The organism is Pandoraea commovens (assembly GCF_024704525.1).
GTDB lineage: Bacteria > Pseudomonadota > Gammaproteobacteria > Burkholderiales > Burkholderiaceae > Pandoraea > Pandoraea commovens.
Window position 1 is genome coordinate 4,312,618 of record NZ_CP102780.1, and the last position, 25,390, is coordinate 4,338,007.

General features: G+C 63.6%; 21 protein-coding genes and 2 tRNA genes. 13 read left to right on the top strand and 10 right to left on the bottom strand.

Annotation, left to right across the window (positions count from 1 at the left end):
• Positions 1-33 precede the first annotated feature (33 nt).
• From NTU39_RS19385 to NTU39_RS19400, 4 genes are all read left to right on the top strand, one after another.
• Positions 34-1,290, top strand: coding sequence for a c-type cytochrome (locus NTU39_RS19385; RefSeq protein WP_257958329.1), 1,257 nt, complete (start codon positions 34-36; stop codon positions 1,288-1,290).
• Between the two features lie 59 nt (positions 1,291-1,349).
• Positions 1,350-2,318, top strand: a complete 969-nt coding sequence (locus NTU39_RS19390; RefSeq protein ID WP_257958330.1) for an ABC transporter substrate-binding protein — start codon at positions 1,350-1,352, stop codon at positions 2,316-2,318.
• Positions 2,319-2,526: 208 nt separating this feature from the next.
• Positions 2,527-3,168, top strand: a complete 642-nt coding sequence (locus tag NTU39_RS19395; protein ID WP_150665996.1) for a LysE family translocator — start codon at positions 2,527-2,529, stop codon at positions 3,166-3,168.
• A gap of 15 nt (positions 3,169-3,183) precedes the next feature.
• Entirely contained in the window at positions 3,184-3,426 is a 243-nt protein-coding gene (locus NTU39_RS19400; protein ID WP_150665995.1) for a DUF3820 family protein, read from the top strand.
• 46 nt (positions 3,427-3,472) lie between these two features.
• Here NTU39_RS19400 and NTU39_RS19405 read toward each other — a convergent pair whose 3' ends face one another.
• From NTU39_RS19405 to NTU39_RS19415, 3 genes are all read right to left on the bottom strand, one after another.
• Entirely contained in the window at positions 3,473-4,933 is a 1,461-nt protein-coding gene (locus NTU39_RS19405; RefSeq protein WP_150665994.1) for an amidase, read from the bottom strand.
• A gap of 228 nt (positions 4,934-5,161) precedes the next feature.
• Positions 5,162-5,956, bottom strand: a complete 795-nt coding sequence (locus tag NTU39_RS19410) for a substrate-binding domain-containing protein (RefSeq protein ID WP_150665993.1) — start codon at positions 5,954-5,956, stop codon at positions 5,162-5,164.
• 78 nt (positions 5,957-6,034) lie between these two features.
• A complete protein-coding gene (locus tag NTU39_RS19415) occupies positions 6,035-7,348 on the bottom strand; it encodes an MFS transporter (protein ID WP_150665992.1) in 1,314 nt (437 codons plus the stop codon).
• A 314-nt stretch (positions 7,349-7,662) separates the two neighbouring features.
• On the opposite strand from NTU39_RS19415, the gene NTU39_RS19420 reads away from it, so the two are divergent.
• Positions 7,663-8,634, top strand: coding sequence for a LysR family transcriptional regulator (locus tag NTU39_RS19420; RefSeq protein WP_150665991.1), 972 nt, complete (start codon positions 7,663-7,665; stop codon positions 8,632-8,634).
• Positions 8,635-8,753: 119 nt separating this feature from the next.
• Complete coding sequence (locus NTU39_RS19425) at positions 8,754-9,182, top strand: hypothetical protein (RefSeq protein WP_039396756.1); 429 nt, start codon at positions 8,754-8,756, stop codon at positions 9,180-9,182.
• Positions 9,183-9,223: 41 nt separating this feature from the next.
• Here the strand turns inward: NTU39_RS19425 and NTU39_RS19430 are convergent, their stop codons facing one another.
• The 3 genes from NTU39_RS19430 to NTU39_RS19440 all read right to left on the bottom strand — a co-directional run bounded on the left by NTU39_RS19430 (position 9,224) and on the right by NTU39_RS19440 (position 11,329).
• Positions 9,224-9,454 carry a type II toxin-antitoxin system HicB family antitoxin gene (locus NTU39_RS19430; RefSeq protein WP_246184710.1) on the bottom strand — a complete coding sequence of 77 codons (231 nt, stop codon included), beginning with the start codon at positions 9,452-9,454 and terminating at the stop codon, positions 9,224-9,226.
• Positions 9,455-9,602: 148 nt separating this feature from the next.
• A complete protein-coding gene (locus NTU39_RS19435) occupies positions 9,603-10,790 on the bottom strand; it encodes an alpha-hydroxy acid oxidase (RefSeq protein ID WP_150665990.1) in 1,188 nt (395 codons plus the stop codon).
• 65 nt (positions 10,791-10,855) lie between these two features.
• A complete protein-coding gene (locus NTU39_RS19440) occupies positions 10,856-11,329 on the bottom strand; it encodes an Lrp/AsnC family transcriptional regulator (protein ID WP_039396747.1) in 474 nt (157 codons plus the stop codon).
• A 268-nt stretch (positions 11,330-11,597) separates the two neighbouring features.
• Between NTU39_RS19440 and NTU39_RS19445 the strand changes: the two genes are divergently transcribed.
• The gene (locus NTU39_RS19445) at positions 11,598-12,692 is read left to right on the top strand and encodes a porin (protein ID WP_150665989.1); all 1,095 of its coding nucleotides are present in this window, start codon (positions 11,598-11,600) and stop codon (positions 12,690-12,692) included.
• A 95-nt stretch (positions 12,693-12,787) separates the two neighbouring features.
• Positions 12,788-14,269: an amino acid permease gene (locus NTU39_RS19450; RefSeq protein ID WP_257958331.1), complete on the top strand. Its 1,482-nt coding sequence runs from the start codon at positions 12,788-12,790 to the stop codon at positions 14,267-14,269.
• Positions 14,270-14,380: 111 nt separating this feature from the next.
• On the opposite strand, the gene NTU39_RS19455 is transcribed toward NTU39_RS19450, so the two are convergent.
• Positions 14,381-15,142 (bottom strand): CerR family C-terminal domain-containing protein, encoded by a 762-nt coding sequence (locus tag NTU39_RS19455; protein WP_257958332.1) that lies wholly within the window; start codon positions 15,140-15,142, stop codon positions 14,381-14,383.
• Between the two features lie 102 nt (positions 15,143-15,244).
• Between NTU39_RS19455 and NTU39_RS19460 the strand changes: the two genes are divergently transcribed.
• Genes NTU39_RS19460 through NTU39_RS19470 form a run of 3 tightly spaced genes read left to right on the top strand, consistent with a single transcriptional unit; the run spans position 15,245 to position 19,559 of the window.
• Entirely contained in the window at positions 15,245-16,525 is a 1,281-nt protein-coding gene (locus NTU39_RS19460) for an HlyD family secretion protein (protein WP_373275324.1), read from the top strand.
• The gene (locus tag NTU39_RS19465; protein ID WP_257958334.1) at positions 16,518-18,104 is read left to right on the top strand and encodes a DHA2 family efflux MFS transporter permease subunit; all 1,587 of its coding nucleotides are present in this window, start codon (positions 16,518-16,520) and stop codon (positions 18,102-18,104) included. The genes NTU39_RS19460 and NTU39_RS19465 overlap by 8 nt, the downstream gene beginning before the upstream one ends.
• A 6-nt stretch (positions 18,105-18,110) precedes the next feature.
• The gene (locus NTU39_RS19470) at positions 18,111-19,559 is read left to right on the top strand and encodes an efflux transporter outer membrane subunit (protein ID WP_257958337.1); all 1,449 of its coding nucleotides are present in this window, start codon (positions 18,111-18,113) and stop codon (positions 19,557-19,559) included.
• A 123-nt stretch (positions 19,560-19,682) separates the two neighbouring features.
• On the opposite strand, the gene NTU39_RS19475 is transcribed toward NTU39_RS19470, so the two are convergent.
• Both NTU39_RS19475 and NTU39_RS19480 read right to left on the bottom strand, forming a co-directional pair.
• A tRNA-Arg gene (locus tag NTU39_RS19475) sits at positions 19,683-19,759 on the bottom strand.
• Between the two features lie 148 nt (positions 19,760-19,907).
• Positions 19,908-19,984 (bottom strand) — tRNA-Arg (locus NTU39_RS19480).
• Between the two features lie 409 nt (positions 19,985-20,393).
• Between NTU39_RS19480 and NTU39_RS19485 the strand changes: the two genes are divergently transcribed.
• Positions 20,394-22,046, top strand: a complete 1,653-nt coding sequence (locus tag NTU39_RS19485; RefSeq protein ID WP_150665985.1) for an AMP-binding protein — start codon at positions 20,394-20,396, stop codon at positions 22,044-22,046.
• A gap of 255 nt (positions 22,047-22,301) precedes the next feature.
• On the opposite strand, the gene tcdA is transcribed toward NTU39_RS19485, so the two are convergent.
• Complete coding sequence (gene tcdA / locus NTU39_RS19490; protein WP_150665984.1) at positions 22,302-23,138, bottom strand: tRNA cyclic N6-threonylcarbamoyladenosine(37) synthase TcdA; 837 nt, start codon at positions 23,136-23,138, stop codon at positions 22,302-22,304.
• Between tcdA and NTU39_RS19495 the strand changes: the two genes are divergently transcribed.
• Positions 23,137-25,245, top strand: a complete 2,109-nt coding sequence (locus tag NTU39_RS19495) for an AsmA family protein (RefSeq protein WP_257958338.1) — start codon at positions 23,137-23,139, stop codon at positions 25,243-25,245. The two genes, tcdA and NTU39_RS19495, sit on opposite strands and share 2 nt — an antisense overlap.
• Positions 25,246-25,390: the final 145 nt, after the last annotated feature.

Sequence of the window (25,390 nt, forward strand, 5' to 3'; positions counted from 1 at the left end):
TACTGCGATGTCGTTGAAGTCGCCTCTGCACCGATGACCTCGCCGCCTTCCCATCTCTGGCTCAATGCGTTGCTGCAAGCCTTGCAGTTCGTGCAATCGACGTGGCTGAGCGCGCTCTATGCGCTCGGCATCACCGACGATTCGCACGGCGCGCCCGCGTGGCCGTGGGCGCAGCGCATTGCGGGCGAGAACCTCGTCATCGACGTGGCGCTCGCCCGACAGTTCGCGTGGATGCTCGCGGCTATCGCATTCGCCGTCGTCTGCCTGCTGCTCGCCGTGTGTTGGCGACGTGCGTGGCGTTGGCTGACGGTGGCGGCCATCGGTGCGCTCGTCTTCGCGCCGTGGCCATCGCCTCAGTTGTGGCTGACGGCCGCCGTGCCGACCAGCTTTCATACGAGTCCGACGGGCTTCACCGTCGACAGCATCGCGCGCGGCGCACGTATCTATTCGGCGCAATGCGCCGCCTGCCACGGCGCGGATGGACGCGGTGAGGGGCCCCTCGCTGCAACGCTCAGACGCTGGCCGCCCACGATGGCGAGTGCGCTGCTGAGCCGTCGCGCCGACGGGGAGCTGTTCTGGCACGTGCTGTACGGCATGCGCGACGATCACGGCGTCACCATGCCGGGTTTCGTCGGTCGACTGAGCGACCGCGAAGTGTGGGCCGCCCTCGATTACATGCGCGTGTTGTCCGCGTCCGCAGGCGTGGCCGCCGGAGGTAGCTGGCCCGTGCCGATTGCGCTGCCATCGGTCGCCGTGAAATGCGCGGGACGTCCCGACCGCACGCTGGACGCATGGCGCGGCAATCAGCGCGTTCGCGTAGTGGCAGTCGACGCAGCCCATCCCCCGCCTTTCGAAGACCCGCGATTCCTCACGCTGCTGATCCGGCGAGACGATGTTCAGGCGACGGGGATGGCGGCCGCGTCCGTACGCAAGGTGGCTACCGTGGCCACGGTGACGACACAGCGCGCACCCGGCAACGTCACGCCGCTGTTCGGTGCCCGTGCGGACTGTGTCGCCGATGCGAGCGAAGCGTGGCACGTCTTCGCACAGATCGCAGGCGCATCGGCATCGGGTCTGGCGGGCACGGAGTGGCTGGCGGATCGCGACGGCTGGCTGCGCGCGCTCGCCCCGGCAGGACGTCGCGGCTGGGCCGACGGCGGCCTGATGTGCACGACGTCGACCTCGCTGCAAGACGGCGACAAATCGTCTGCACGCGACCCGCTCACCGCCACGCTCCGCGAGATGGATAGCGACCCGGTGCGCTTCGTCAAAGGCGGCTTCGTGCACTGACACGCACGGCCACAACACCTCAACCTCAAGACCCTTCCGATCCATCACAGGCCTTCATCATGACGATTTCCCGACGCCGTTTCCTGCAGTACGTCACGACTTCCAGCGCCGCTGGTGCGCTGACCACGATTGCGCTGCCGGGCACCGCGTTCGCTCAATCGGGACGCCCTGTCCTCAAGGCGGGCGACCAGAAAGGCGGACTGCGCGCGCTGCTCGAAGCGGCCGACGAACTGAAGCAGTTGCCGTACGACATCCAATGGACGGAGTTCCCCGCCGCCGCGCCGCTGGCCGAAGCGCTCAACGCCGGTGCCGTCGATTGCGGACCGATCGGCGACGCGCCGGTGATCTTCGCGCTTTCCGCCGGTGCGGCCATCAAAATCATCGGTGCCAATCGCTCGGACGCTTTCGGCACCGCCGTGCTCGTGCGCCCCGACGCGACGCTGCGCACCGCCGCCGACCTCAAGGGCAAGAACATCGGCACGACGCGCGGCTCCATCGGGCACTTCGTCACGCTCAAGGCGATCACGGCAGCAGGGCTCGCGCCGGGCGACGTCAATTTCCGCTTCCTCCCGCCCGCCGATACGGTCACCGCACTGGCAAGTGGCTCGGTCGACGCCTGGGCCACGTGGGAGCCTTATACGGCGGTGGCGGAAACAACGGGGCGTGCGCGCGTGCTCGTGAACGGTCGAGGGCTCTGGTCGGGGCTGAGCTATCTCGCCGCAACAGACGCCGCTATCGCCACCAAACAGGAAGTGCTGCGCGACTTTCTGGCCCGAGTCGTGCGCGCGCAAGTCTGGTCGTACCAGCACGTGGACGCGTACTCAGCCGCGATGGCGCGCATCATCGGCATTCCCGTCGAAGCGGCGAAACTCCAGTTCTCGCGGCGCGCGACGAAATGGCGCAACATCGACGACGCACTCGTCGCCGAGCAACAACGCACGGCGGACTTCTACGCGCAGGTCGGATTGCTGCGTCAGCCGCTCGACGTCCGGCCGACCTTCGACCGGCGCTTCTCCGTCAAGGTGTAACGAGGCGGAACGCTTAAGCGCACGGGCGTAGGGCAGCCGCATCGACAACTGGCTCGGTAGAAATCACGCGAACTGTCTATGGCGCGAGGCGGGGTGCGACCCGACACTCTGACGATTCCCCGTCAGAGTGCCCGTCGGCTTGCCCCACATCGGGTATCGGTCATCGGGCCTAATGTTCATAAGGTCCATAAGGTCCATAAGGTCCGCCATGATCGTCAGCACCGCGCTCTCCGCCCATCTTCTGGTCGCCTTCACGGCGTACTTCGTCAACGCCGCAAGTCCCGGGCCGAGCAATCTCGCGATTATGTCCATCGCCGCCAACCATGGACGCCGTCCGGCGCTCACGTTCGCACTGGGCGTCATGTCCGGCTCGTTGTTCTGGGCGACGGTCGCCATGCTCGGGATCTCGGCGACGCTGCTTGCCTACGCGCAGTTCCTCGTCGCGCTCAAGCTCTTCGGCGGTGCGTATCTGTTGTGGCTGGCGTTCAAGTCGGGGCGTGCGGCGCTGCGTCCGTCAAAGGCAGCGACGTTCGTACCCACGGACGCCAACGGGGTGTTGTCCCTCAAGCGCCTCTATGTGCGTGGCACGCTGTTCCATCTCACCAATCCGAAGGCGGTACTGGGGTGGATGTCTGTGGTCGCGTTGTCGTCGGGACCGGACGGGAGCATGCCGGTGGCCGTCGTGCCCGGCTGCGCGGTGCTCGGGCTGATGATCTTTTGCGGCTACGCGATGTTGTTCTCGACCCAAACCGCGCGGCGCGTGTACCTCAGAATCCGCCGCTGGCTCGATGGCTGTCTGGCCGTCGTTTTCGGTGCGGCAGGGTGGCAGTTGCTGACGTCGCGGGTTTGAGCTATACCTGCGCTCATGCTTAATTTCGACGCCGACGCGCTGATGCGCCTCGTAACCACGCCCATGCCCTACGGCAAGCACAAGGGCACGATGATCGCCGACCTGCCGGGCAACTACCTCAGTTGGTTCGCCCGCGAAGGCTTTCCCCCCAACGAGATCGGCCGTCTGCTCGCGCTGATGCACGAGATCGACCACAACGCGCTCGGTGACTTACTCAAGCCGCTGCGGGCACGCGCGCAGGCGTCGCGTCCTAAGTAAGACGTTTGCCTGCGTGGTTTTGCGCAGATCGGGGCTGCGCGACGTGTCAGCGCCCCGCCAGCATCGGCGGCAAACGACGTTGCACCCACTGCGTCTGCTGCTCGTGCGCATGCGCGAGTTGCAGCACCGCAAGATCGGCCTGCGCCGGTCCGATAATCTGCAAGCCCATCGGCAGCCCGCGTGCATCGAACCCGACCGGCACGCTGATCGCGGGCAAGCCTGCGAGCGTCGGCCCGATCACGACCTCCATCCAGCGGTGATAGGTGTCCATCGACTTGCCCGCAACCTCGGAAGGCCAGTGCGTCTGCGTGTCGAACGGGAACACCTGCGCCGACGGCAGCAGCAGGAAGTCGTAACGCTCGAACAGACGCGCCAGCGACCGGTACCATTCGCTGCGGTCGACGGATGCACGGAAGACGTCGGTCGCGCGCAGTGACGCACCGCCTTCCACTTCCCATCGCGCTTCCGGCTTGAGCTTGTCGCGACGCGCCGGATCGGCGTACATCTCACCGAGTGAGCCGTTCACCATCCAGTGACGCAGCGTGAGCCACGTCTGCCAAAGCCGGTCAGGCGCAAAGTCGGGCGCGCACGCCTCGACCTCGCATCCCATCGCGCTGAAATCCTTCAGCGACGCCTCGCACAGCGCCATCACACCGTCTTCCATCGGCAGATAGCCACCGTAGTCACCGAGCCAGCCGAGCTTGAGTCCCTTGACGTCACGCTGCAAGGCACCGGCGAAGCGGGATGCGCCGTTCGCAATCGACAGCGGGCTGCGTTGGTCGTAGCCGGACTGCGTGTCGAGCAGTTGCGCGACGTCGGCGACCGTGCGTCCCATCGGTCCTTCGGTGCTCATTTGCTGCACGAAGACTTCCGGTGCCGGACCGTACGGCACTCGGCCTTGCGACGGCCGGAATCCGTAGACGTTGCCGAACGCCGCCGGGTTGCGTAGCGAGCCCATGAAGTCGCTTCCGTCGGCCACCGGCAACAAGCGCAGCGCCAGCGCGCTGCCCGCGCCGCCGCTGCTGCCACCGGCAATGCGCGTGGGGGCATAGGCGTTGCCCGTGGTGCCGAAAACAGGGTTGTAGCTGTGCGAACCGAGTCCGAACTCGGAGACGTTCGTCTTGCCGATGAAGATGGCCCCGGCCGCGCGAATGCGCGACACACTGATGCTGTCCTGCGTGTCCGGCGCGTCGGATGTCAACGGCGACCCCTTGCGCGTGGGCAATCCGGCGCACGACGCGATGTCCTTCACCGCATGCGGCATGCCGTGCATCCAGCCGAGCGACTCGCCGCTGGCCAGTTGACGGTCGCGTGCGTCGGCTTCGGCCAGCAACGTCTGCGCGTCGCGCAACGACACGATGGCGTTGACCTCGGGGTTGTACTGCGCGATGTGCGCGAGATACGCCTGCATCACCTCGCGGCAGGACACGCGACGACGGTGAATGGCGTCGGACAGCGCCAGCGCGTCGAGCGCGACGATGTCGTTCAGGTTTGGCACTGCGGCCATGTCTCTCTCCTCGCTATCGATGAATTCGATGGTATCGACGTCGTCCGGTGCGACGTCTTTATCTGATGCGTCATTGTCGGCCAATCCCGGCCCGATACCGAAGCGAAAAAATTATTTCACATATTCGCTATCTAGATTTGCTCATCCGCACCGACGTTGCGAGGCACAAAAAAACGCGGCCCGACGTTCATCGGGCCGCGTTGGCTTTCCTGCGAAACAACCGCCGAATCAGTGCGTCAGCGGATCAAGACCGGTCGACTCAACATCTTTGGCCACGGACGGTGCCGCCATATACGTCAGCAGCTTCTTACCTTCTTCCGGATGCGGTGCGCTCACGGGCACCCCCCCGGCGAAACGCGTGACCGATTGCAGCGACTCGGGAATCTTGCCCGCGAAGGCGATGCCCTTGACCGGCAGCAATTCGCTGACCTGTTGCAGACCCAGTGCGTAATCGCCGGCGGCGACCTTTTCGGCCACCGGCGTCTTTTGCACCATCACCGCCTTGCCTTGCATCTGCTCGGCAATGCCCAGCTTCTTGAACAGTTCGCGCTCGACGTACACGCCGCTTGCGCTGTCCGAGTACGCGACCGATTTGGCCGCCAGCAGCGCCGCCTTCAGCTTCTCCGGCGTGCTGACGTCGGGCACGACGTCACCCGCTTTGACCACGACGCCGATGCGCGAGTCGGCCAGATCGACGCGCGAGTCCGCACGCACTTTGCCCGCCTTGATCAGGTCGTCGAGCGCGTAACCGACCATGATCACGACGTCGGCCGATTCGCCGCGCGCCAGCCGGTTCGGGATCGCCTCGGGCGCCTTGCCCATCGACGGGCCCCACGCCGTGTCGACGTGATCGCCACTGGCAGCTTCAAACTTTGGCAACAGCAGCTTGTACGCCGCCGTGAAGCCGCCGGAATTCATCACGTTCAGATTTTCTGCGCTCGCCGGTGTTGCGCCCAGCGCCGCCGTCAGGACGATGCCCACGCTCAGTGCGCTCAGCAAACGTCGCGTCGAAATGCCTTTCATGGTGTGACCTGTCTCTCGTTATTGTGAATTGGGATGACGCGGACGCCGTCGTTTTGCGGCGTCCGGTATCGGGGGATATCAACCAGCCGCGACTCCGGCGGGGTTCTGCCTGCTGCTGCGACCACGATAGAGCGCGAGCGTCGCGCAGATGGCGCACAGCGCAGCGAAGCTCATCCAGTAGCCCGGTGCGGCCTTGTCGCCCGTCGCGTGAATCAGATACGTCGACAGGGCAGGCGTGAAACCGCCGAAGAGCGCCGTCGCAAGGCTATACGCGAGCGAGAAGCCAGCGACACGCACGTCAGGCGGCATGACTTCGGTCAGCGCCGGGATCATCGCCCCGTTGTACATGCCGTACAGGAACGAGAGCCACAGCAGCGCGACCAGCATGCGCGTGAAGCTCGGGGCCTGCACGAGGAACGACAGCACCGGGTAAGCCGTCAGCAGCGTGAGACCGGCGAACAGCAGCAACACCGGACGACGGCCGATACGGTCCGACAGCGTGCCGCCGATCGGCAGCCAGATGAAGTTCGACACGCCAACGCACAGCGTGACGAGCAGCGCGTCGGCGCTCGACAGGTGCAGCACGCTCTTGCCAAACGTCGGGGCGTAGACGGTGATGAGGTAGAACGCCGTCGTGGTCAGCGCCACGAGCATGGTGCCGCCGATCACGACGCCAAGGTTCGCCGCCATCGAGCGGAACACTTCGCCGACCGACGGGTGACGCTTGCGTGCCTTGAACTCGTCGCTTTCCTGAAGCGAGCGGCGCAGCGCGAAGATCACCGGCACGATCATGCAGCCCACGAGGAACGGCAGACGCCAGCCCCATGCCGCGATCTGCTGCGCGGTGAGCGTGAGCGACAACGTGAAGCCGAGCGCCGCCGAGACGACGATGGCGACCTGCTGGCTGGCCGACTGCCAGCTCGTGTAGAAGCCCTTGCGGCCTGGGGTGGCGATTTCCGCGAGATACACGGACACGCCACCGAGTTCGGCACCGGCCGAGAAGCCTTGCAGCAACCGGCCGATCAGCACCAGCACGGGGGCAGCGAGACCGATGGTTTCGTAACCGGGCACGAAGGCAATGAGGATCGTGCCGCTCGCCATGATGGCCAGTGTCGTGACCAGCCCTTTGCGACGACCGACGTTATCGATGTAAGCGCCCAGCACGATGGCGCCGAGCGGACGCATCAGGAAGCCTGCGCCGAAGACGGCGAAGGTCAGCATGAGCGACGCAAACTCGCTGTCCGTCGGGAAGAAGACGCGGGAAATCTGGGTGGCGTAGAAACCGAACAGGAAGAAATCGAATTGTTCGAGGAAGTTACCGGCGGTGACGCGAATGACCGCGCCGACTTTCGAGGGGCGACGCGAAACCGCGTCTTGGGGGCGCTGTGACATGCGCTGTCTCCGTGTTGCCTGCGGCCCGGGGGGTCGGACCGAGATTAATCGTCGCACTGCGTCTCTGCCAGGGACGTGTCGAGCCGTCACGGACGCTTGATGAAGCCGCTAATGGTGCGCCGGAAGTTCCGCGCTTGTGAATTGCATTTTTTGGAAAGATTGATGCGCACACGCTATCAATGGCAGGATGCTTATGCACCTACCGAGCGGTAACACGTTACACTCTGCGCCGCACCGGTCGCTGCCCGCCGCCCCTTGCCATCAAGGGTTTCAGGGTCCGCCGTGTGCTTGTACGGCATTCACTCCCCCATGTCATGGCGATCAACTTCGATCTGAACGATCTGCAGGCCTTTCGCGCGGTCGCGCAACTCGCGAGCTTTCGACGCGCGGCCGAATCGATTCATCTCTCCCAGCCCGCGTTGTCGCGTCGCATCGATAAGTTAGAAGAGGCGCTGGGCGTCAAACTGTTCGAGCGCAGTACGCGTCGCGTGGCGCTGACCAACGTCGGTCGCGCTTTCGCCCGCGATGCGGAGCGGATCCTCGACGATCTCGACAATGCACTGCTGGGGATTCGCGACGTCGCATCGTCGAGTCTCGGGCACGTGACGATTGCCTGTGTGCCGTCGGCCGCTTACTACTTCATGCCGCAAGTGATCTCGCGTTATCACCGGGCGTTCCCGCGCATTCGTGTCTCGGTGCTTGATGCGAGCGCCAACGAAGTGCTGGCGGCCGTGGTGAACGGCGATGCCGATTTCGGGCTGAATTTCATCGGCAGTCAGGAGCCGAACATCGAGTTCAAGCTGCTGTTGCAGGAACGGTACGTGGCGGCGTGCCGTCGCGATCATCCGCTGGCGGGCAAGAAGCGGGTGACGTGGCGCGAGCTATACGAATACGACTACATCACCGTCGGCAAGGCGTCGGGCAACCGGCTGTTGCTCGATCAGGCGCTGACCGGGTTGCCGCAACGTCCGCCGAGCATTTGCGAGACGCAGCACGTCACGACGATGATCGGGCTGGTGGAAGCAGGCCTCGGGGTCGCGGCGGTGCCGACGATGGCGATGCCGGGCAGCGGCCATCCGCTGCTTACGAGTGTGCCGCTGATCGATCCGGTGGTGACGCGCCGCATGGGGATGATTCGCAGCAAGGCGCGTCCGCTCTCGCCTGCGGCGGCGCAGTTATACCGCTTCGTGGCAGAAATGAAGGTCGCGTCACGACGGCGCGCGGGCACAACGGAGACGTCTGATGTCGACGGCACCGAGAGCGGCGGTAGCGTCGATGTGACCTGATTGCACGCACCGAAACACTTTGTTACCCGTCTTACGAGAAGTGAAACATTGGGGAGACGGCGGCGCGGCGGGGTCTCTTTATACTTGCGTCGCGATAATCCGAATTCTCATCAAGACTCATGTTCAAGCGAATTTTTCCGATCGTGGCGATGGCCACGCTGGCTGCAACGACTTCTCTGACGGCGAGCGCCAGCGATATGAACAATGCCCTCGGCGGTGCGCTGGGCGGCGTGGCAGGCGCAGCCGTGGGCGGCGCGCTGGGTGGTAGCACCGGTGCGGTGCTGGGCGGTGCGGTCGGCGGTGGCGCAGGAGGCGCGATCACGTCGAACCGCCGCGAGCGCACGGGCGCAATCCTCGGCGGCGCCCTGGGTGGCGGCGCGGGCACGGCCGCAGGCAATGCCATGGGCGGACGCTCGGGCGGCCTGATCGGCGCGGCCGTCGGCGGCGGTGCCGGTGCGGCGCTCGGCGGCAATATGTCCCGCTCCAGCTCGTACGACGACGATCACTACCGCGGCAAGCGTCGCGGTCATCGCAAGCATCATCATTGATGCAGGCGGTCGGGCGTGTCTGACCTCAGACCGCCCGAACTTCAAGGCGTCGACAGCGTAATCGTTGCCTGCCCCCGCTTCGGACGCGACGGCCACGGAATCGGTGTCTTCTGTGCGAAGTAGAACGCCAATGCCGCCTCAAGCGCTTCGAGCGCCTGTTCACGCGCGTCCTCTTCGGTCTCGCCGACCGTGATCGCTTCAGGCACGTCCGGGAACGTTACCAGCAACGTGCCATTGGTATCTCGCTTAAGCGTGATGGGATAGGTCAACATGGTGCGCCTCGAATATTTGCTGCACATCATCCCTGAGCGTCGGCTGCCAGGGTGCGTGGTTGTCGATTTATCGGAATGGCCCTACGGAAACGAAAAAAGCCGCAGCGGGTAGCTGCGGCTTTTCTGATTGACGCGGGTGTTGGCGGTGTTAGCGGCCACCCGGCTCCGCCAAGTACGGGCCGATGCCCGTAGGGTAGCTGCCCGGGATCAGCATCGACGGGTCCAGACGGTCAACGGTCGTGCGACCTGTGAGCGCCATCGTCACGTCCATCTCCTTCGCAATCACCTCCAGCGCGCGACGCACACCGGCCTCCCCCATCGCGCCCAGACCATACAGGAACGGACGCCCGATCAGCGTGCCCTTCGCGCCCAGCGCCATCGCCTTGATCACGTCCTGCCCCGACCGGATACCGCCGTCGAGCCAGACTTCCGTATCGCGACCCACCGCCGCCACGATGTCCGGCAACGCGCGGATCGACGAGATCGCACCGTCCAGTTGTCGTCCGCCGTGATTGCTCACCACAATGGCGTCCGCCCCGGTGTCGCGTGCCGCGCGCGCATCCTCCGGATCGAGCACCCCCTTGAGCACCAGCTTGCCGCCCCAGCGCTTCTTGATCCACTCGACGTCGTCCCACGACAGACACGGATCGAACTGCGCCGCAGACCAGGCGGCCAGCGAACCGATGTCGTCCACTCCCTTCGCGTGCCCGACGATATTGCCGAACGTGCGACGACGCGTACCCAACATCCCCATGCACCAGCGCGGCTTGGTCATCATGTTGGCGATGTTCGGCAGCGTGAGTTTCGGCGGGGCCGACAGCCCGTTCTTGATGTCCTTGTGGCGCTGGCCGCTGATTTGCAGATCCATCGTCACCATCAGCGCCGAACATCCGGCCGCTTTCGCCCGGTCGATCAGACGCTCGATGAAGTCGCGATCGCGCATGACATACAGCTGAAACCAGAACGGCGCTTTCGTGTGTGCCGCCACGTCCTCGATGGAACAGATCGACACGGTCGAGAGCGTGAACGGCACACCGAAGGCTTCCGCCGCGCGCGCCGCCAGAATCTCCCCGTCGGCATGCTGCATCCCCGTCATGCCCGTAGGGGCCAGCCCGACAGGCATCGCCACCGGCTGGCCGAGCATCGTCGTGCGCGTGCTGCGATGCTCGATGTTGACCGCCACCCGCTGACGGAAACCGATACCACCGAAATCGTCGGCGTTGGCCCGATACGTGGACTCGGTCCACGAGCCGGAATCGACATACTCGTAAAACATGCGCGGTACGCGCCGTTGCGCGAGAACTCGCAAGTCCTCGATGGTGGTAATCACTGCCATGCTGCGTCTCTTCTTTTAAGAATTCTCTCTCGTACTTTGAGAATAGTTAATATGTTCTAGATTTTTTATTTCTGCTTCACGAGGTCGACAAGCGATTGCGTATTCTTGATTGTCTTTAGGACAATGTTCGATTGAATCGACATAACGGCCGGCGCGCGGTACAGCTCATTGACGATAAAGTCGGAGTAATGCGCGAGGTTGCGCGCTCTTACCGTCAAGATGTAATTTGCCGATCCGGTGACGATGCGCGCAGTGACCACTTCGGGCCAGTTCTGCACCGCCGCCAGAAACTTTTCGTGCCACTGATCGACGTCCGGACGCAGCGTGATTTGCACTAGCGCTTCGAACTCCAGCCCGATATGCTGTGCGTCCACGATGCAGCGGTATCCGGAAATCACTCCCCGATCCTCCAGCAATTTCACCCGGCGCAGGCATGCCGACGGCGACAGGCCGACGGCATCCGCCAGTTCCTGGTTGGAAATGCGGCCATTGAGTTCGAGATGGCGGAGGATGCGCAGATCGGCAAGGTCGAGGTTCATCGGCAGAATCCATCAAGTTTCCCAGGATTCTGGCAGATCCTTCGATTTACCGCCAGTTGCTTGATAGAAATAGCAAGCAAATTCAATTTTTGCGTTGATATGATAGCCCTCGGCCCCGCGCCGGAAGGGCGAGACATTTCCTGTCGGGTGCTTTCAGATATTGCAGTCGTCGTGCCGAGAAGAATCCGCTGTCTCCTATATCGGAAGGAACGGCGGATCGTTTTAAAGAGCATTCATAAAACGTCTACAAGGCGTCACCAGGAGACCCATGAAGTCTGCAATTCCGGCCAGTCTGGCCATCCTCTCGGCCGCTTGCGGCCTCGCCTTCAGCACCACCGCCGCAGCACAAAGCTCGGGCAACGTCACCCTGTACGGGATCGTCGACCAGAGCGTGCGCTATCAGACCAACTCGAACGCCAACAACGACGCCCTGTGGCAAGTCGCCAACGGTGCCGTGACCAATAGCCGCTTCGGCTTCAAGGGCACGGAAGACCTCGGCGGCGGCATGAAGGCGATCTTCCAGCTGGAGTCGGGTATCAACCCGCAAAACGGCACGCTCGCCAACGGTCCGCGTCTGTTCGACCGCTACGCGTTCGTCGGCCTGCAAAACCAGTACGGCACGATCAAGATCGGGCGTCAGGCCACCGAGGCGTTCAACGTCTATGGCGACTTCGACCCGCTCACCATCGGCAACTACGCGAACAACTCGTGGATGTACAACATCACGCGCGGTCGTGTGGATAACGCGGTGAGCTACGCCGGTACGTTCGGCGGCCTGTCGGTCGGCGCAACCTACGGCTTCGGCAACACGGCGGGCACGATGGCCGCCAGCAACTACTGGGGCGCACGCGCCGCCTACGCGATGGGCCCGTTCCAGGTCGCCGGGGTGTATCAGCAAGCGCGCGACGCAGCCAAGCGCGTGCAGCAGATGTGGGGCCTCGGCGGAATTTACAGCGTCTCCATCGCCAAGGTGTTCGTGGGCTACATGGGCGGACGCGATCGCAGCGGCTGGCTCGACGGCACGCTCAACGATCCGGCGCACACAGTCACGACGGGCAACCTGAACGACAACCCGCGCAAGGACACGACGTTCTACCTCGGCACGACCATTCAGGCCATGCCGAACCTCGCCATCACCGGCGCCGCGTACTTCGACGACATCAAGAACATCAACGCCCAGGCGGGCGATGCCGGTTCAGGTCGTCGCTATACGTACGTGCTGCTCGCCGAGTACGCGCTGTCCAAGCGCACGCAACTCTATGGCACGGTCGATTACAACAAGGTCAGCGGCGCAGCACGCGTCGAACTGCCGGGTAACTCGACGCAAGTCGGTGTAGGCACGGGTATCCGCCACATCTTCTAAGCGGCAGGCGCGAGCGTCGTTCTGTTTTGGACGGGCTCGCGCCCCCCTCCCCCCTTCCCGCAGCACGCTTCAACTTTTGTAGTGAAAGGTGTGTCATGACGCGTACTCCCCAGCCCCCATCGTCTTCATCGTCGGCTTCGTCACCTTCGTCCGGCAAGCGCGATTTCTCGCACATCACGCGCCGCGAACAAGGCTTGCGACGCTCCCTCACCGCCAGCCAGATGGCCATGATCGCCATTGGCGGCGCCATCGGCACCGGACTCTTTCTCGGCAGCGGTTTCGCCATCGGCTTCGCCGGGCCGAGCGTGCTGATCTCCTATGCCATCGGTGCGCTCATCGCGCTCATGCTCATGGGATGCCTTGCCGAGATGACCGTCGCGCATCCGACGTCGGGCTCGTTCGGCGCGTACGCGGAGCATTACATCGGGCCGTGGGCGGGCTTTCTCGTGCGTTATGCCTACTGGTCGTGCATCGTGCTGGCCGTGGGCACCGAGGTCAGCGCCATCGCCGTCTACATGAAGTACTGGTTCCCGCAAGTGCCGGGCTGGTATTGGGTCGCGGGTTTCTCCGCCGCACTCGTACTCGTGAACGCCATGTCGGTGAATCTGTTCGGCACGATTGAGTACGGCTTCTCGCTCATCAAGATCACGGCCATCGTCGTATTCATTCTGATCGGCGCTTACGTGGTGTTCATTGCACCGGGTTCCGTGGCCGACGGCGCGCATTCGCCCGCCGGATTCGCGAACTACACCGCGCACGGCGGGTTCTTCCCGAAGGGACTCTGGGGCATGTGGGTGGCCGTCATCATTTCGATCTTCAGCTATCTGTCCATCGAGATGATCGCCGTAGCCGCCGGTGAAGCCGAGAACCCGGAGCGTGCCGTGACGCGCGCCTTCCGCTCGACGGTCGTGCGCCTCGTGCTGTTCTATCTGCTCACGCTCGCGCTGATGCTCGCCATCGTGCCGTGGACCGCCGCCGGGCAAGACGAAAGCCCGTTCGTGAAGGTCATGCAGGCCATCAACATTCCGGGTGCAGCAGGCGTGATCAACTTCGTGGTACTGATCGCGGCGCTCTCATCGATGAACAGCCAGCTCTACATCACGACTCGCATGATGTTCTCGCTCTCGCGCGCCGGTTATGCGCCCGCCCGCTTCGGTGAAGTGAACAAGCGCGGCGTGCCGCTGGCCGCCCTGCTGCTCTCGACGGTCGGCATTGCGCTCGCCACACTCGTGAACTTCCTGTATCCCGAGTCGTCGTTCACGTTCATGATGGCGATCTCGATGTTCGGCGCGATGCTCACGTGGATGATGATCTTCGTCACGCACTTCTTCTTCCGTCGCGCATGGCGACGCGAGAACCACCCGCCGCTGGCGTTTCGTATGTGGGGCTTTCCGTGGCTCACGCTGCTGGGGGCCGCACTCATGGCCGCCATCATGATCACGACGCTCCTGACCGGCGTGTTCCGCATGACGATGATCTTCGGGGTGCCGTTCGTGGCCGCCGTGCTGCTGATCTACTTCCTGTGGTATCGCAAGCGCGACGGGGAGCCGCAGGCGCGCACGGCGACGCAATCGTAAGCGCTCACCGCACGCAGAGATGAAAAGAGGCGGGGCACCCATGGAGGCTCCGCCTCTTTTCCGATCCACTCACAGATTCACGCATCGGAGCGTGAAGCGTCGTTCAGACCCTCACGACTTCGCGGCCGCCTTGCGCTGGCGCACCGTGCGCTCCAGCAAGTAACGCGTCTGCTCCAGCACGGCTTCGCGCACCATCCGGTTGCGCTCCGGATTCGGCTCCGAGTCCCATCCCATCGAGCTGTCGACGGAACGGCGCATCACGCGAAACGCCATCCCGAGCGTGCTGATACACACGGCGCGTATCCGCATAGCCTCGTCGTCGGGCGCAACGCCAGCGAGCCGCGTCACAATGTTCGCGCCAACCGACGCCAGACGGCGCGAAAAGCGGTCGTGAAACACCTTGAATCCCGCTTCCGGCCCGAGACCCGCCTGCTCGCGCGCCATGAACATGTTCCAGCCCTCGATCTCCGGCACTTCTTCCATGAAGCCCGCCTTGCGATTCTGTAGCTCGCAAAAGGCGTCGATGAGCTGCTTGTCCGTGGCGTCGGGATCGGCCATCACGCGCTCAGCCGACTCGATTGCCTCGCCCATCTGCCTGAGCACCAGCCCCAGGATGTACTCGACGCACGCCTTGTACACCCCTTCCTTGTTGTCGAAGTAGTACTGAAGCGCAGGCGCATTCACGCCTGCCACGTTCGCGATGTCGCGCGTGGACGCCCCGGCAAAGCCGAACTCGCCGAAACACTTGATCGCCGCGAGGATGATGCGCGCACGCGTTTCCTCGCCACGCTGATAGCCGGTATCGACCGCATGCCGCGGGCGCGCGGCTGTGCTCTGCATGCGAACGCGCCCGGCACGTGATGTCCCTGTCATGACTCTCCTTGCTTCCAAAAACTTTCGTCAAAAATATAACACTTGACATAAATCGATCAACTGGAATAATTCTGCCAATTGGAATAATTTGGGGAATTTCCCATGAATACCGCAACACAGGTCAAACCGTCGGAACCGGTCCACACGTTGGAGCGTCCGGCAGACGCCCCCGCCGCCAAAGCGATGGAAAGCGCCGGAAAGCCCGGCCAGACGAAGGCCACGGCTAATCCGCGTCGCAAGAAGCTGCTGCTGGGTGCGCTTGCGCTGGGCGTCGTTGCGGGGCTGGGCTGGGCCGCGCACTGGTGGCTGGTGGGTCGCTTCATTGAATCTACCGATGACGCCTATCTGCAAGCAGACAGCATGACCGTCGCGCCGAAGGTGGGCGGCTACGTTACCGAAGTGTTGGTGCGCGACAACGAAACGGTGGCGGTCGGACAACCGCTCGTACGGCTGGACGGGCGTCAGTATCAGGCCGCTTACGACGAAGCAACAGCGACCGTTGTGGCGCGTGAGGCCGATGTCGCCCGCGCGCAGGCCGAGCTTTCGCAGCACGCTGCGACCATTGCGCAGGCCCGCGCCGAACTCGATAGCGCAAAGGCGAACGCCGCCTACTCCGCCGGTCAGGTCAAGCGCTACGCCCCGCTCGTGGCGACAGGTGCGGAGACGGACGAACGTCTGGCCGAGCTGCGCAACACCAGCACCCGCGCCGACGCCTCGCTCAAGAGCAACGAAGCCAGCCTTCAGTCGACCGAACGTCAAACCGATACGCTGACCGCAGCGCTGGCGCAGGCCAAGGCTCAACTGGCCGTGGCACAGGCCAGCGCACGCAAGGCCGAACTCGATCTCGCCGATACCGTGGTCAAGAGCACGCTGGCCGGACGCGTCGGCGACCGCGCCGTTCGCGTGGGCCAGTTCGCACAGCCCGGCACCCGTCTGCTGACGGTCGTTCCGGTGCAGAACGTCTATCTGACGGCGAACTTCAAGGAAACGCAGGTCGGTCATATGCGCCCCGGTCAGCCCGTGACGATTCACGTCGACGCGCTGCCTGGCGAGCCGATCCACGGCGTGGTCGATTCCGTCTCCCCGGGCACCGGCTCGCAGTTCGCGCTGCTGCCCACGCAGAACGCCACCGGTAACTTCACGAAGATCGTGCAGCGCGTACCGGTGCGCATCCGCCTCGATGCACCGGAATCGCTGCGCGCCGTGCTGCTGCCGGGGCTGTCGGTGACGGCAGACGTCGACACGCACGCAACGACCCAAAAGACCGCGGCAACACCGACCAGCGTGTCGCTCAGCGCGCCGCTCGGCTCAGGCGTCGGCCCTGCGATGAACATGCCGTCGAACGCCAGTACGGCACCGGCCAACGGGGTCCAACGTGGCTAACACCGGTGCGGCTGGCCTCGCTAGCGCAGCAGCCAAACCGGCCAACGCTAGCGCGTCGGACTGGATCGCCGTCGCCGCCGGGGCGCTCGGTGCGCTGCTCGCCACGCTCGACATTTCGATTACCAACTCGGCACTGCCGCAGATTCAGGGGCAGATCGGCGCGTCGGGCACCGAGGGCACGTGGATTTCCACGGGCTATCTGATGTCCGAAATCGTCATGATTCCGCTCGCCGCGTGGCTCACACGCGTGCTCGGATTGCGTCGCTTTCTGATGCTCAACGCCGTCTTCTTCACGCTGTTCTCGATGATGTGCGGTGCATCGAGCAGCCTGACCGAGATGGTGGTCGGCCGTATCGGTCAGGGCTTCGCAGGCGGCGCGATGATTCCGACGGCGCAGATGATCATTCGCACGCGCCTGCCCCGGCATCAGATGAGCGTGGGCATGGCGATGTTCGGCCTGATCGTGTTGCTCGGCCCGCTGCTCGGCCCCGTGGTGGGCGGCTGGCTCACCGAGAATGCGAACTGGCGTTGGTGCTTCTTTCTGAACCTGCCGCTCTCCGCTGCCATCGTGACGTTGCTCGGCCTCGGCCTCAAGCGCGAACCGAGCAACTTGCAGGCTTTCCTCAAGGCGGACTGGCTGGGCATCGTGGGGCTGACCATCGGACTGAGTACGCTCACCGTCGTGCTCGAAGAAGGACAGCGCGAGCGCTGGTTCGATTCGCACATGATCATCTGGCTGTCGGTGTTCTCAGTCATCGGCATCGGCATGATGCTCGTGGCGCAGTTCACCGCCGAGAAGCCCATCGTCAAACTCGCGCTGCTAGGCAACAAGAACTACGCGAGCGTGATCTACATCGTGTTCACCGTTGGCGCAGGGCTTTATGGTGTGTCGTATCTGTTGCCGCAGTTCCTCGCCACGATTGCGGGGTACAACGCGCAGCAGTCCGGGAACATCATGCTGCTCTCCGGGTTGCCTGCGTTCTTGATGATGCCGTTCTTGCCGCGCCTGATCAGTCGCGTGGACATCCGTCTGCTGGTGATTCTCGGGCTGCTCTGCTTCTTCGCGAGTTGCATGCTCGACATCGATCTGACGGCACAAAGCGTGGGGCACGATTTCACGTTGTCGCAATTGCTGCGCGGCGTCGGACAGATGCTCGCGATGATGCCGCTCAATCAGGCGTCGATGGCGGCAGTGGCTGCAGAGGACGCCGGTGACGCCGCAGGGCTCTACAACATGGCCCGCAACCTCGGCGGCTCGGTCGGCCTCGCGCTGCTGGGCACGCTGATTGATCGCCGCACGGACTATCACGACGCCATTCTGCGCGAGTCGCTCACCGCCAATAATCCGATGGGACAGGAGCATCTCTCGGCCAATGCAGCGGGCTTTTTTGCGCAGACGGGCGACATGGTTCACGCGCAATTGCAGGCGACAGCGCAACTCGCGGCGGAGATCGCCAGACAGGCCAGCGTCATCACGTTTTCCGAGACTTTTTATGCACTGGGGATCGCGCTGCTGCTCTGCGTGCCGCTCGCCCTGATGCTCAAGCAACCGGCCGGTTTCAGCTCCGGCGGGCATTGAACGATCATGACTTTTCATCTCAGAACGCTGGCCGTGGCGGCCGCCTTTCTCGTCGCAGGCTGCACCGTCGGCCCCGACTATCGCGGTGCCCCCGAAGTGGCACGCGACGCGCTGCGCACCGGCGCGACATTCGCTCACGCGGGCGAAGGTGTCGAAGCGCACGCGCCCGGTGTGGCTCGCTGGTGGACAGCGCTCGACGATCCGCAACTCACCGCACTGATCGACGACGCCATCGCCCATAGCCCCGATATCCGCGCAGCGCAGGCAAAGGTGCGTCAGTCGCGCGCCAGTCTGCGCAGCCATCAGGCGGACTTGCTGCCGAAGGCCACCGTCGATGCTGCCATGCTACGCACGCGCTCGCCGGATCTCGGCATGCTGACCGGCAACGGCGGTGGTAGCGGACGCGGACCGCTCGACCTTTACGTCGCCGGTTTCGACGCCAGTTGGGAGATCGATCTGTTCGGCGGCACGCGTCGCGCAGTGGAAGCCGCGAGCGCCGATGCCGACGCCGCGTCGGAAGACCTCGCCGACGCGCACGTGCAACTGGCGGCGGAAGTCGCGCAGAACTACGTCGCGCTGCGCGATCAGCAGGCCCGGCTTGCGCTGGTGCGCGACTCGGCCCAACTCGAAGGCGAGATGCTCGAACTCACGCGTCAGCGTCGTGCAGGCGGTGTCGCCTCGGAGTTGGATGTCGAACGACTCTTCACGCAGGTGGAACAGACGCAATCGCGCGTGCTGCCGCTGGAAGCCGACGTCATCGAATCGCTCGATCAATTGGCGCTCCTGACGGGGCGTGCACCGGGCTCGCTGGACGACACGCTCAAGTCGCCCAAGGCGTTGCCCAGCGTTCCCGCGAAGGTGGCCATCGGCGATCCGTCGGCGTTGTTGCAGGCGCGTCCGGACATTCGTGCGGCCGAGCGGCGTCTCGCCTCACAGAACGCGCAGATCGGTGTGCAGACCGCCAATTGGTTTCCGAAGCTCTCGATCATGGGCGAACTCGGATATTCCGCGTTCGATCCGGGACATCTCGTGCGCAAGGACAACTTCAGTTGGATGACGCTGCCGCGCTTGCAATGGAACGTGCTCGACTTCGGACGCGTGCAAGCGGGCGTGGACGGTGCAAAGGCGGGGCGCGATCAGGCACAGGCCAAGTATGAAAGCGCGGTGCTCACAGCATTGCGCGACGCCGACGTTGCGCTTGCGCGCTACGGCCATCAGCGCGAGAACGTCTACCGTTTGCGCAGTGTGGAAGCATCGGCCACGCGTGCGGCAACGCTCACACGCCAGCGTTACCGCGCGGGCACGGCAAGCACGCTCGACTGGCTCGACGCCGAACGCACACGCTTTTCCGCCGAGCAGGACCGGATTGCAGGCGACGCACAACTGCTCAAGTCGTTCGTGACGTTGCAAAAGGCGCTGGGATTGGGTTGGCAGGTGGGACAAACGACGAGCTGATCGTCGTTGCAGTGACGGCATTCGCGATGGGGATGCCGTCACACGCTGCGGATGTGGAAAACGAAACGTAAACGAAAAACGCTCCAGAAGCTTTCGCCTCTGGAGCGTTTTTGCCAACTGAGTTGGCGCGGCTGGCAGGATTCGAACCCACGACCCCTTGGTTCGTAGCCAAGTACTCTATCCAACTGAGCTACAGCCGCACTTACTGCACGAGACACCGATCAGACGATCCTGCTGCTGTCGGCTTGCCTTTCATCGATACTGACCGGTGCATGACACTCGGTGTATCAACGGAAGGACTCTCCCGAAAAACTAAGGGTCTCCCCGTGAGGAGACCCTCGAAATTGATGGCGCGGCTGGCAGGATTCGAACCCACGACCCCTTGGTTCGTAGCCAAGTACTCTATCCAACTGAGCTACAGCCGCGCTGTGAGAACAGAATTATGTAAGAAACCAACTCACCACGCAAGTGTTTTTTGCAATTCTTTTGTCATATCCCCAGTTTTCTCGCCGCATCGGGCAATTCATGCGGGATTAGCGCGGAATCCCCCTCACTGGCAAGCCTTTGCCGCTAGAACAATTACTCCACGCAAACCCGCATCAAATCAGGGCTTTCCATGTGCTCGCGCCGGAGACGGCACGGTATGCTACGGCTTTTTGCAACGCATCGAATGGCGCACCCGCTGCGCACGCGAGGCAGAATCGGGCAAGGAGACGCCCCGCTCGCACCCCCACACGACATGCGATGAAACGATGCATCGGTCGCCCTGTACTTTTTCACTGGTACTTCCCCCGGCGCGCCAGATGCGATAAAAACCAGTCCAAGGAGGCGCTCATGGATAAAGTCTGGCTCAAAAGCTATCCGCCCGGCGTACCGGCCGAGATCGACGTCAACACGTATCGTTCGCTGAACGATGTGTTCCTGCAAAGCTGCCAGAAGTTCGCGAATCGTCCGTCGTTCACCAATCTCGGTGTCACGCTGACGTTCGCCGACCTCGAGCGCAAGTCACGCGATTTCGCCGCGTATCTGCAAAGCCTGCCCGGATTGCAACGCGGGTCGCGCGTGGCCATCATGTCGCCGAACCTGCTCCAGTATCCGGTCGCCGTGTTCGGCATCCTGCGCGCGGGCATGGTCGTCGTGAACGTCAACCCGCTCTATACGGCGGGTGAACTTGAACATCAATTGAAGGACGCGGATTGCGGCGCGATCCTCGTGATCGAGAACTTCGCCGCCACGTTGCAAAAGGCGTTGCCGAATACGCCGGTCAAGCACGTCATTACCACGGCCATCGGCGATATGGTGCCCGCGCCTAAGCGCTGGATCGTGAACTACGTCGTGCGTCACGTGAAGAAGATGGTGCCCGAGTGGAACATTCCGCACGCCGTGCCCTTTCGCACCGCCATGGCACAAGGCGCACGCGCCAAGTTGAACGAAGCGCAGCTCGGTCACGACGACATCGCCTTCCTCCAGTACACCGGCGGCACGACAGGTGTGGCCAAGGGCGCGATGCTCACGCACTACAACATGATCGCCAACATGTTGCAGGCACGCGCGTGGATCGGCTCGGGTCTTGAAGAAGGCAAGGAGATCATCGTCACGGCGTTGCCGCTGTATCACATCTTCTGTCTGACGGCGAACTGCCTGGTGTTCCTCCAGCTCGGCGCACTCAATCTGCTCATCACCAACCCGCGCGACATGCCCGGCTTCGTGAAGGAATTGGGCAAGTGGAAGTTCACGTTCATGACGGGCGTGAATACGCTCTTCAACGGTTTGCTCAACACGCCGGGGTTCGATCAGCTCGACTTCACCGCGCTCAAATGCGCACTGGGCGGTGGCGCGGCCGTGCAGCGCGCGGTGGCCGAACGTTGGCAGAAGGTCACCGGGCACCCGCTGATCGAAGCGTACGGGTTGACGGAGACATCGCCCGCCGTGTGTATCAACCCGCTCGGCAGCGAGTTCAACGGTTCCATCGGTCTGCCGATTTCATCGACCGAAGTCAGCATTCGCAACGATGCGAACGAAGCGCTGGGCTTCGGCCAGGAAGGCGAGATCTGTGTGCGCGGCCCGCAAGTGATGAAGGGCTACTGGCATCGCCCCGACGAGACGGCCAAGACCATTACGCCGGACGGCTGGCTACGCACCGGCGACATCGGCACGATCGACGAACAAGGCTACGTGCGCATTACCGATCGCAAGAAGGACATGATCATCGTGTCGGGCTTCAACGTCTATCCGAACGAAGTCGAAAGCGTGCTCGCGATGTGCCCGGGCGTGCTGGAATCGGCGGTCGTGGGGGTGCCGAGCGAGCGGACCGGTGAAGCAGTCAAGGCGGTGATCGTCAAGAAGTCGCAGGACCTGTCGGAGAAGGCCATCATCGACTTCTGCCGTCAGCATCTGACGAACTACAAGGTGCCGCACGTCATCGAGTTCCGAACCGAACTGCCGAAGACGCCCGTCGGTAAGGTGCTGCGTCGCGAGTTGCGTTAAGACGCTTTCATTGCGGCAGTGCCGCATTCACGTTGATTCGTTATGCACAACGAAACAACGTGCTACGAACAACAACGGCCGGAGATTCTCCGGCCGTTGTTGTTTTGGATATCGAGAGACTGATCGAGAGGTATTTCCTACAAGCCAGTCAGCGGTCATCCATCGCCCGGCACCGTTTCGTAACTTTTGGTTACAGACGCCACGCGCGGGGCTTGGGAAAATCTCGGGCACGTGAGTGCCCGCACCGAGCCTATTTCAACGTCCGACCTTCGTCACCAGCTTTAAAACGTGAGCTGCGGCTGCCATGCCAAACGTCGCTGTGACACACATGCTCGAACCGAAACCGGCGCAATTCAGGCCCTGCGGTCCCGCAGCAGCATCGGGTGTTTCGCCCGGCGCGCACACGGCGTCCGGATATTGCAACGGCTCGTCCGAGTACACGGCCGGCACGTTGAACTTGGCTTTCGGACCACGGACAAATCCATGTTGCTTGCGTAATTGCGCACGCACTTTCGCAAGCAGCGGGTCCTGGATCGTGCGGGCGAGATCGTCGATGCGAATCCGTGTCGGATCGATCTGACCGCCCGCACCGCCTACGGTGATCAGACGCTGCTTATGCGCCACGCACCATGCGATGAGCGCCGTCTTCACCCGAACGCTGTCGATGGCGTCGACTACCCAGTCGAAGCCGCCGCCCAACATGGCGTCGAGATTTTCCAGTTCGACGAAGTCCTCGACGAGCGTAAGCTGGCAACCAGGATTGATGGCCATGATCCGTTCGGCCATCGCGGCAACTTTCGGTTTGCCGTAGTTGCCGTCGAGTGCGTGCACCTGACGATTGGTATTGCTTTCGGCGACGTTATCGAGATCGATAAGCGTGAGTCGGCCCACGGCGCTGCGCGCCAGCGCTTCGGCCACCCACGAGCCAACGCCGCCGATACCGATGACGGCCACGTGGGCTTCACGCAGACGCGCGAGACCGTCGTCACCGTACAAGCGCGCGAGGCCGCCGAAACGGCGGTTCGCGTCATAATCCTTCTCCGATGGCGTGGCAGGCACCGGAGCTACAACGATCGACGGGGTACTGTTCATGATGCGATGGGTAACGTCCTTGAAATGGCTGGCGATCACGATAGTCGCCATCGTGCTGGCATTCGCGGCGTTCATCACGTGGTTTGACTGGAACTACGCCCGGCCCTTTATTAACCGGGAGGTGAGCACCGCGACGGGCCGCCCGTTTGCCATCCGGGGCGACCTCTCGCTGCACTGGCTGGCCCCGAATGCGCAGGCCCCGGGTTTGGGGCGCTGGCTACCACGGCCTCGCCTGATCGCGAATGATATCGTGTTAGGCAACGTTGCGTGGAGTCAGGAGCCGAACATGGTCTCCGTCGGCCGACTCACGTTCTCGCTGGAGTGGCTGCCGCTGCTCGACAAGCGCGTCGTCCTCCCCGAAGTGGCGCTGTCCGCGCCGAAGGTCGTCGTCGAGCAGTTGGCGGACGGGCGCAATAACTGGACCTTCACGAAGGGCGACGGCCAGCCATCGCCATGGAAATTCCGCATCGGACGTCTGATCCTCGAAGACGGCGTAGTACGCGCCAACCTCGTGCCGCAACAACTCGATCTGACGGCCAACATCGCGACCATCGACGGTCAGGCGCCGTACGGCATCGGCGTCGCCCTGAAAGGCACGTTCCGCAAGGTCGCTGTCACCGGTAAGGCCCGAGGTGGCGACGTCCTCTCGCTCGAAGACTCGGGCGAGCCCTATCCGCTCGACGCGAGCGTGCGCATCGGCCGCACGCAGATTGCTGCCAAGGGCACGTTCACGAATCCGGCCACCCTCTCGGCGCTCGACATGCATCTACGTCTGGCCGGGCCGACCATGGCCGACCTGTATCCGATCACCGGCGTGCTGCTGCCGGAGACGCCGTCCTACGAGACCAACGGGCACCTGCTGCACACGGCGGGTGTCTGGCGCTACGAGCGCTTCCAGGGCAAGGTCGGCCAGAGCGATCTCTCGGGCACGCTCGTGTTCCGTCAACGCCAGCCGCGCAACATTCTGCAAGGCGCGGTCGTGTCGAATCAATTGCGTCTGGTCGATCTGGGGCCAGCCATCGGCGGACAGAATCCGTCGGGCGGCAGCGACCTGTCGGGCAAGCCGAAAGCACCGCCGTCCGACAAGGTGCTGCCGGTCGATCCGTTCAAGACGGACCGCTGGCGCGCCATCGACGCGGACGTGCAATTCACCGGCCGCAAGATCATCAAGGACAAGAGCCTGCCGATCGACAACCTCGTCACGCACCTCGTGCTGGACGACGGCGTGCTCTCGCTACGTCCGCTGGAATTCGGCGTAGCAGGCGGGCGCATCACATCGACGCTCGTCCTCAACGGACAGGCCGAACCGATGAAGGTGGATTCGCAGGTCTCGCTGCGCCATCTGAAGATGAAGCAGTTGCTGCCCGATGTCGATCTGATGAAGACGAGTGTCGGCGAAGTGAACGGCGACGCGGCACTGACCGCCACCGGCAACTCGATTGCGGCGCTGGCGGGTTCGTCGAACGGCGAGATCAAGACGCTCATCGACCGAGGCTCGGTCAGCAAGCTGCTGCTGCAATACATGGGGCTTAACGTCGGCAACATCGTGCTGACGAAGCTCTTCGGCGACAAGCAGATCGAAATGCGCTGCGCCGCCGCCGACTTTGCCGTGCGCGACGGCCTGATGGACGCCCGCACCTTCGTGATCGACACCGACGATACGAGCATTGGGGTGACGGGTCAGGTCGACCTCAAGCGAGAACACTTCAACCTGACGATCCGGCCCGAGCCGAAGCACTTCGGCCTGCTGTCGTTGCGCTCGCCGCTGTATGTGCGCGGCACCTTCAAGCATCCGGACGTGGGAGTGAACGTGCCGACACTGGTGGCCCGCGCGGGCGGCGCGATTGCGCTGGGCGTGCTCGCCCCGTACACCGCGCTCATTCCGTTGCTCGAACTCGGCCCCGGCAAGGACAGCCCTTGCGGCGAACTGCTGGCCAAGCTGCAACATCCGCCGAGCCGCAACCCCGCCAACGTCAAATCGGTGCCCGACGCCAATGGCACCGGCACCGGCACCGGATCGGGCAACGCCTCCGGCGGTAAGCCCGGTGGCCGGGGGCGCGCCCCGCAGTCGTCACCGTCGGCCGCTACCCTCAGCGAGAAGCCCTGACCGATTCGCGTTGCATGGGCGTCGCACGGCCAACGGCACACACAATGCGAAGCAATGCCCATGCCAACGTGATGGATTTGCCGCCGCCTTTCGGGGTGATTTTCGGGACAGGGTGCGGCCCCGGACGGAAATACTTCACTCATTA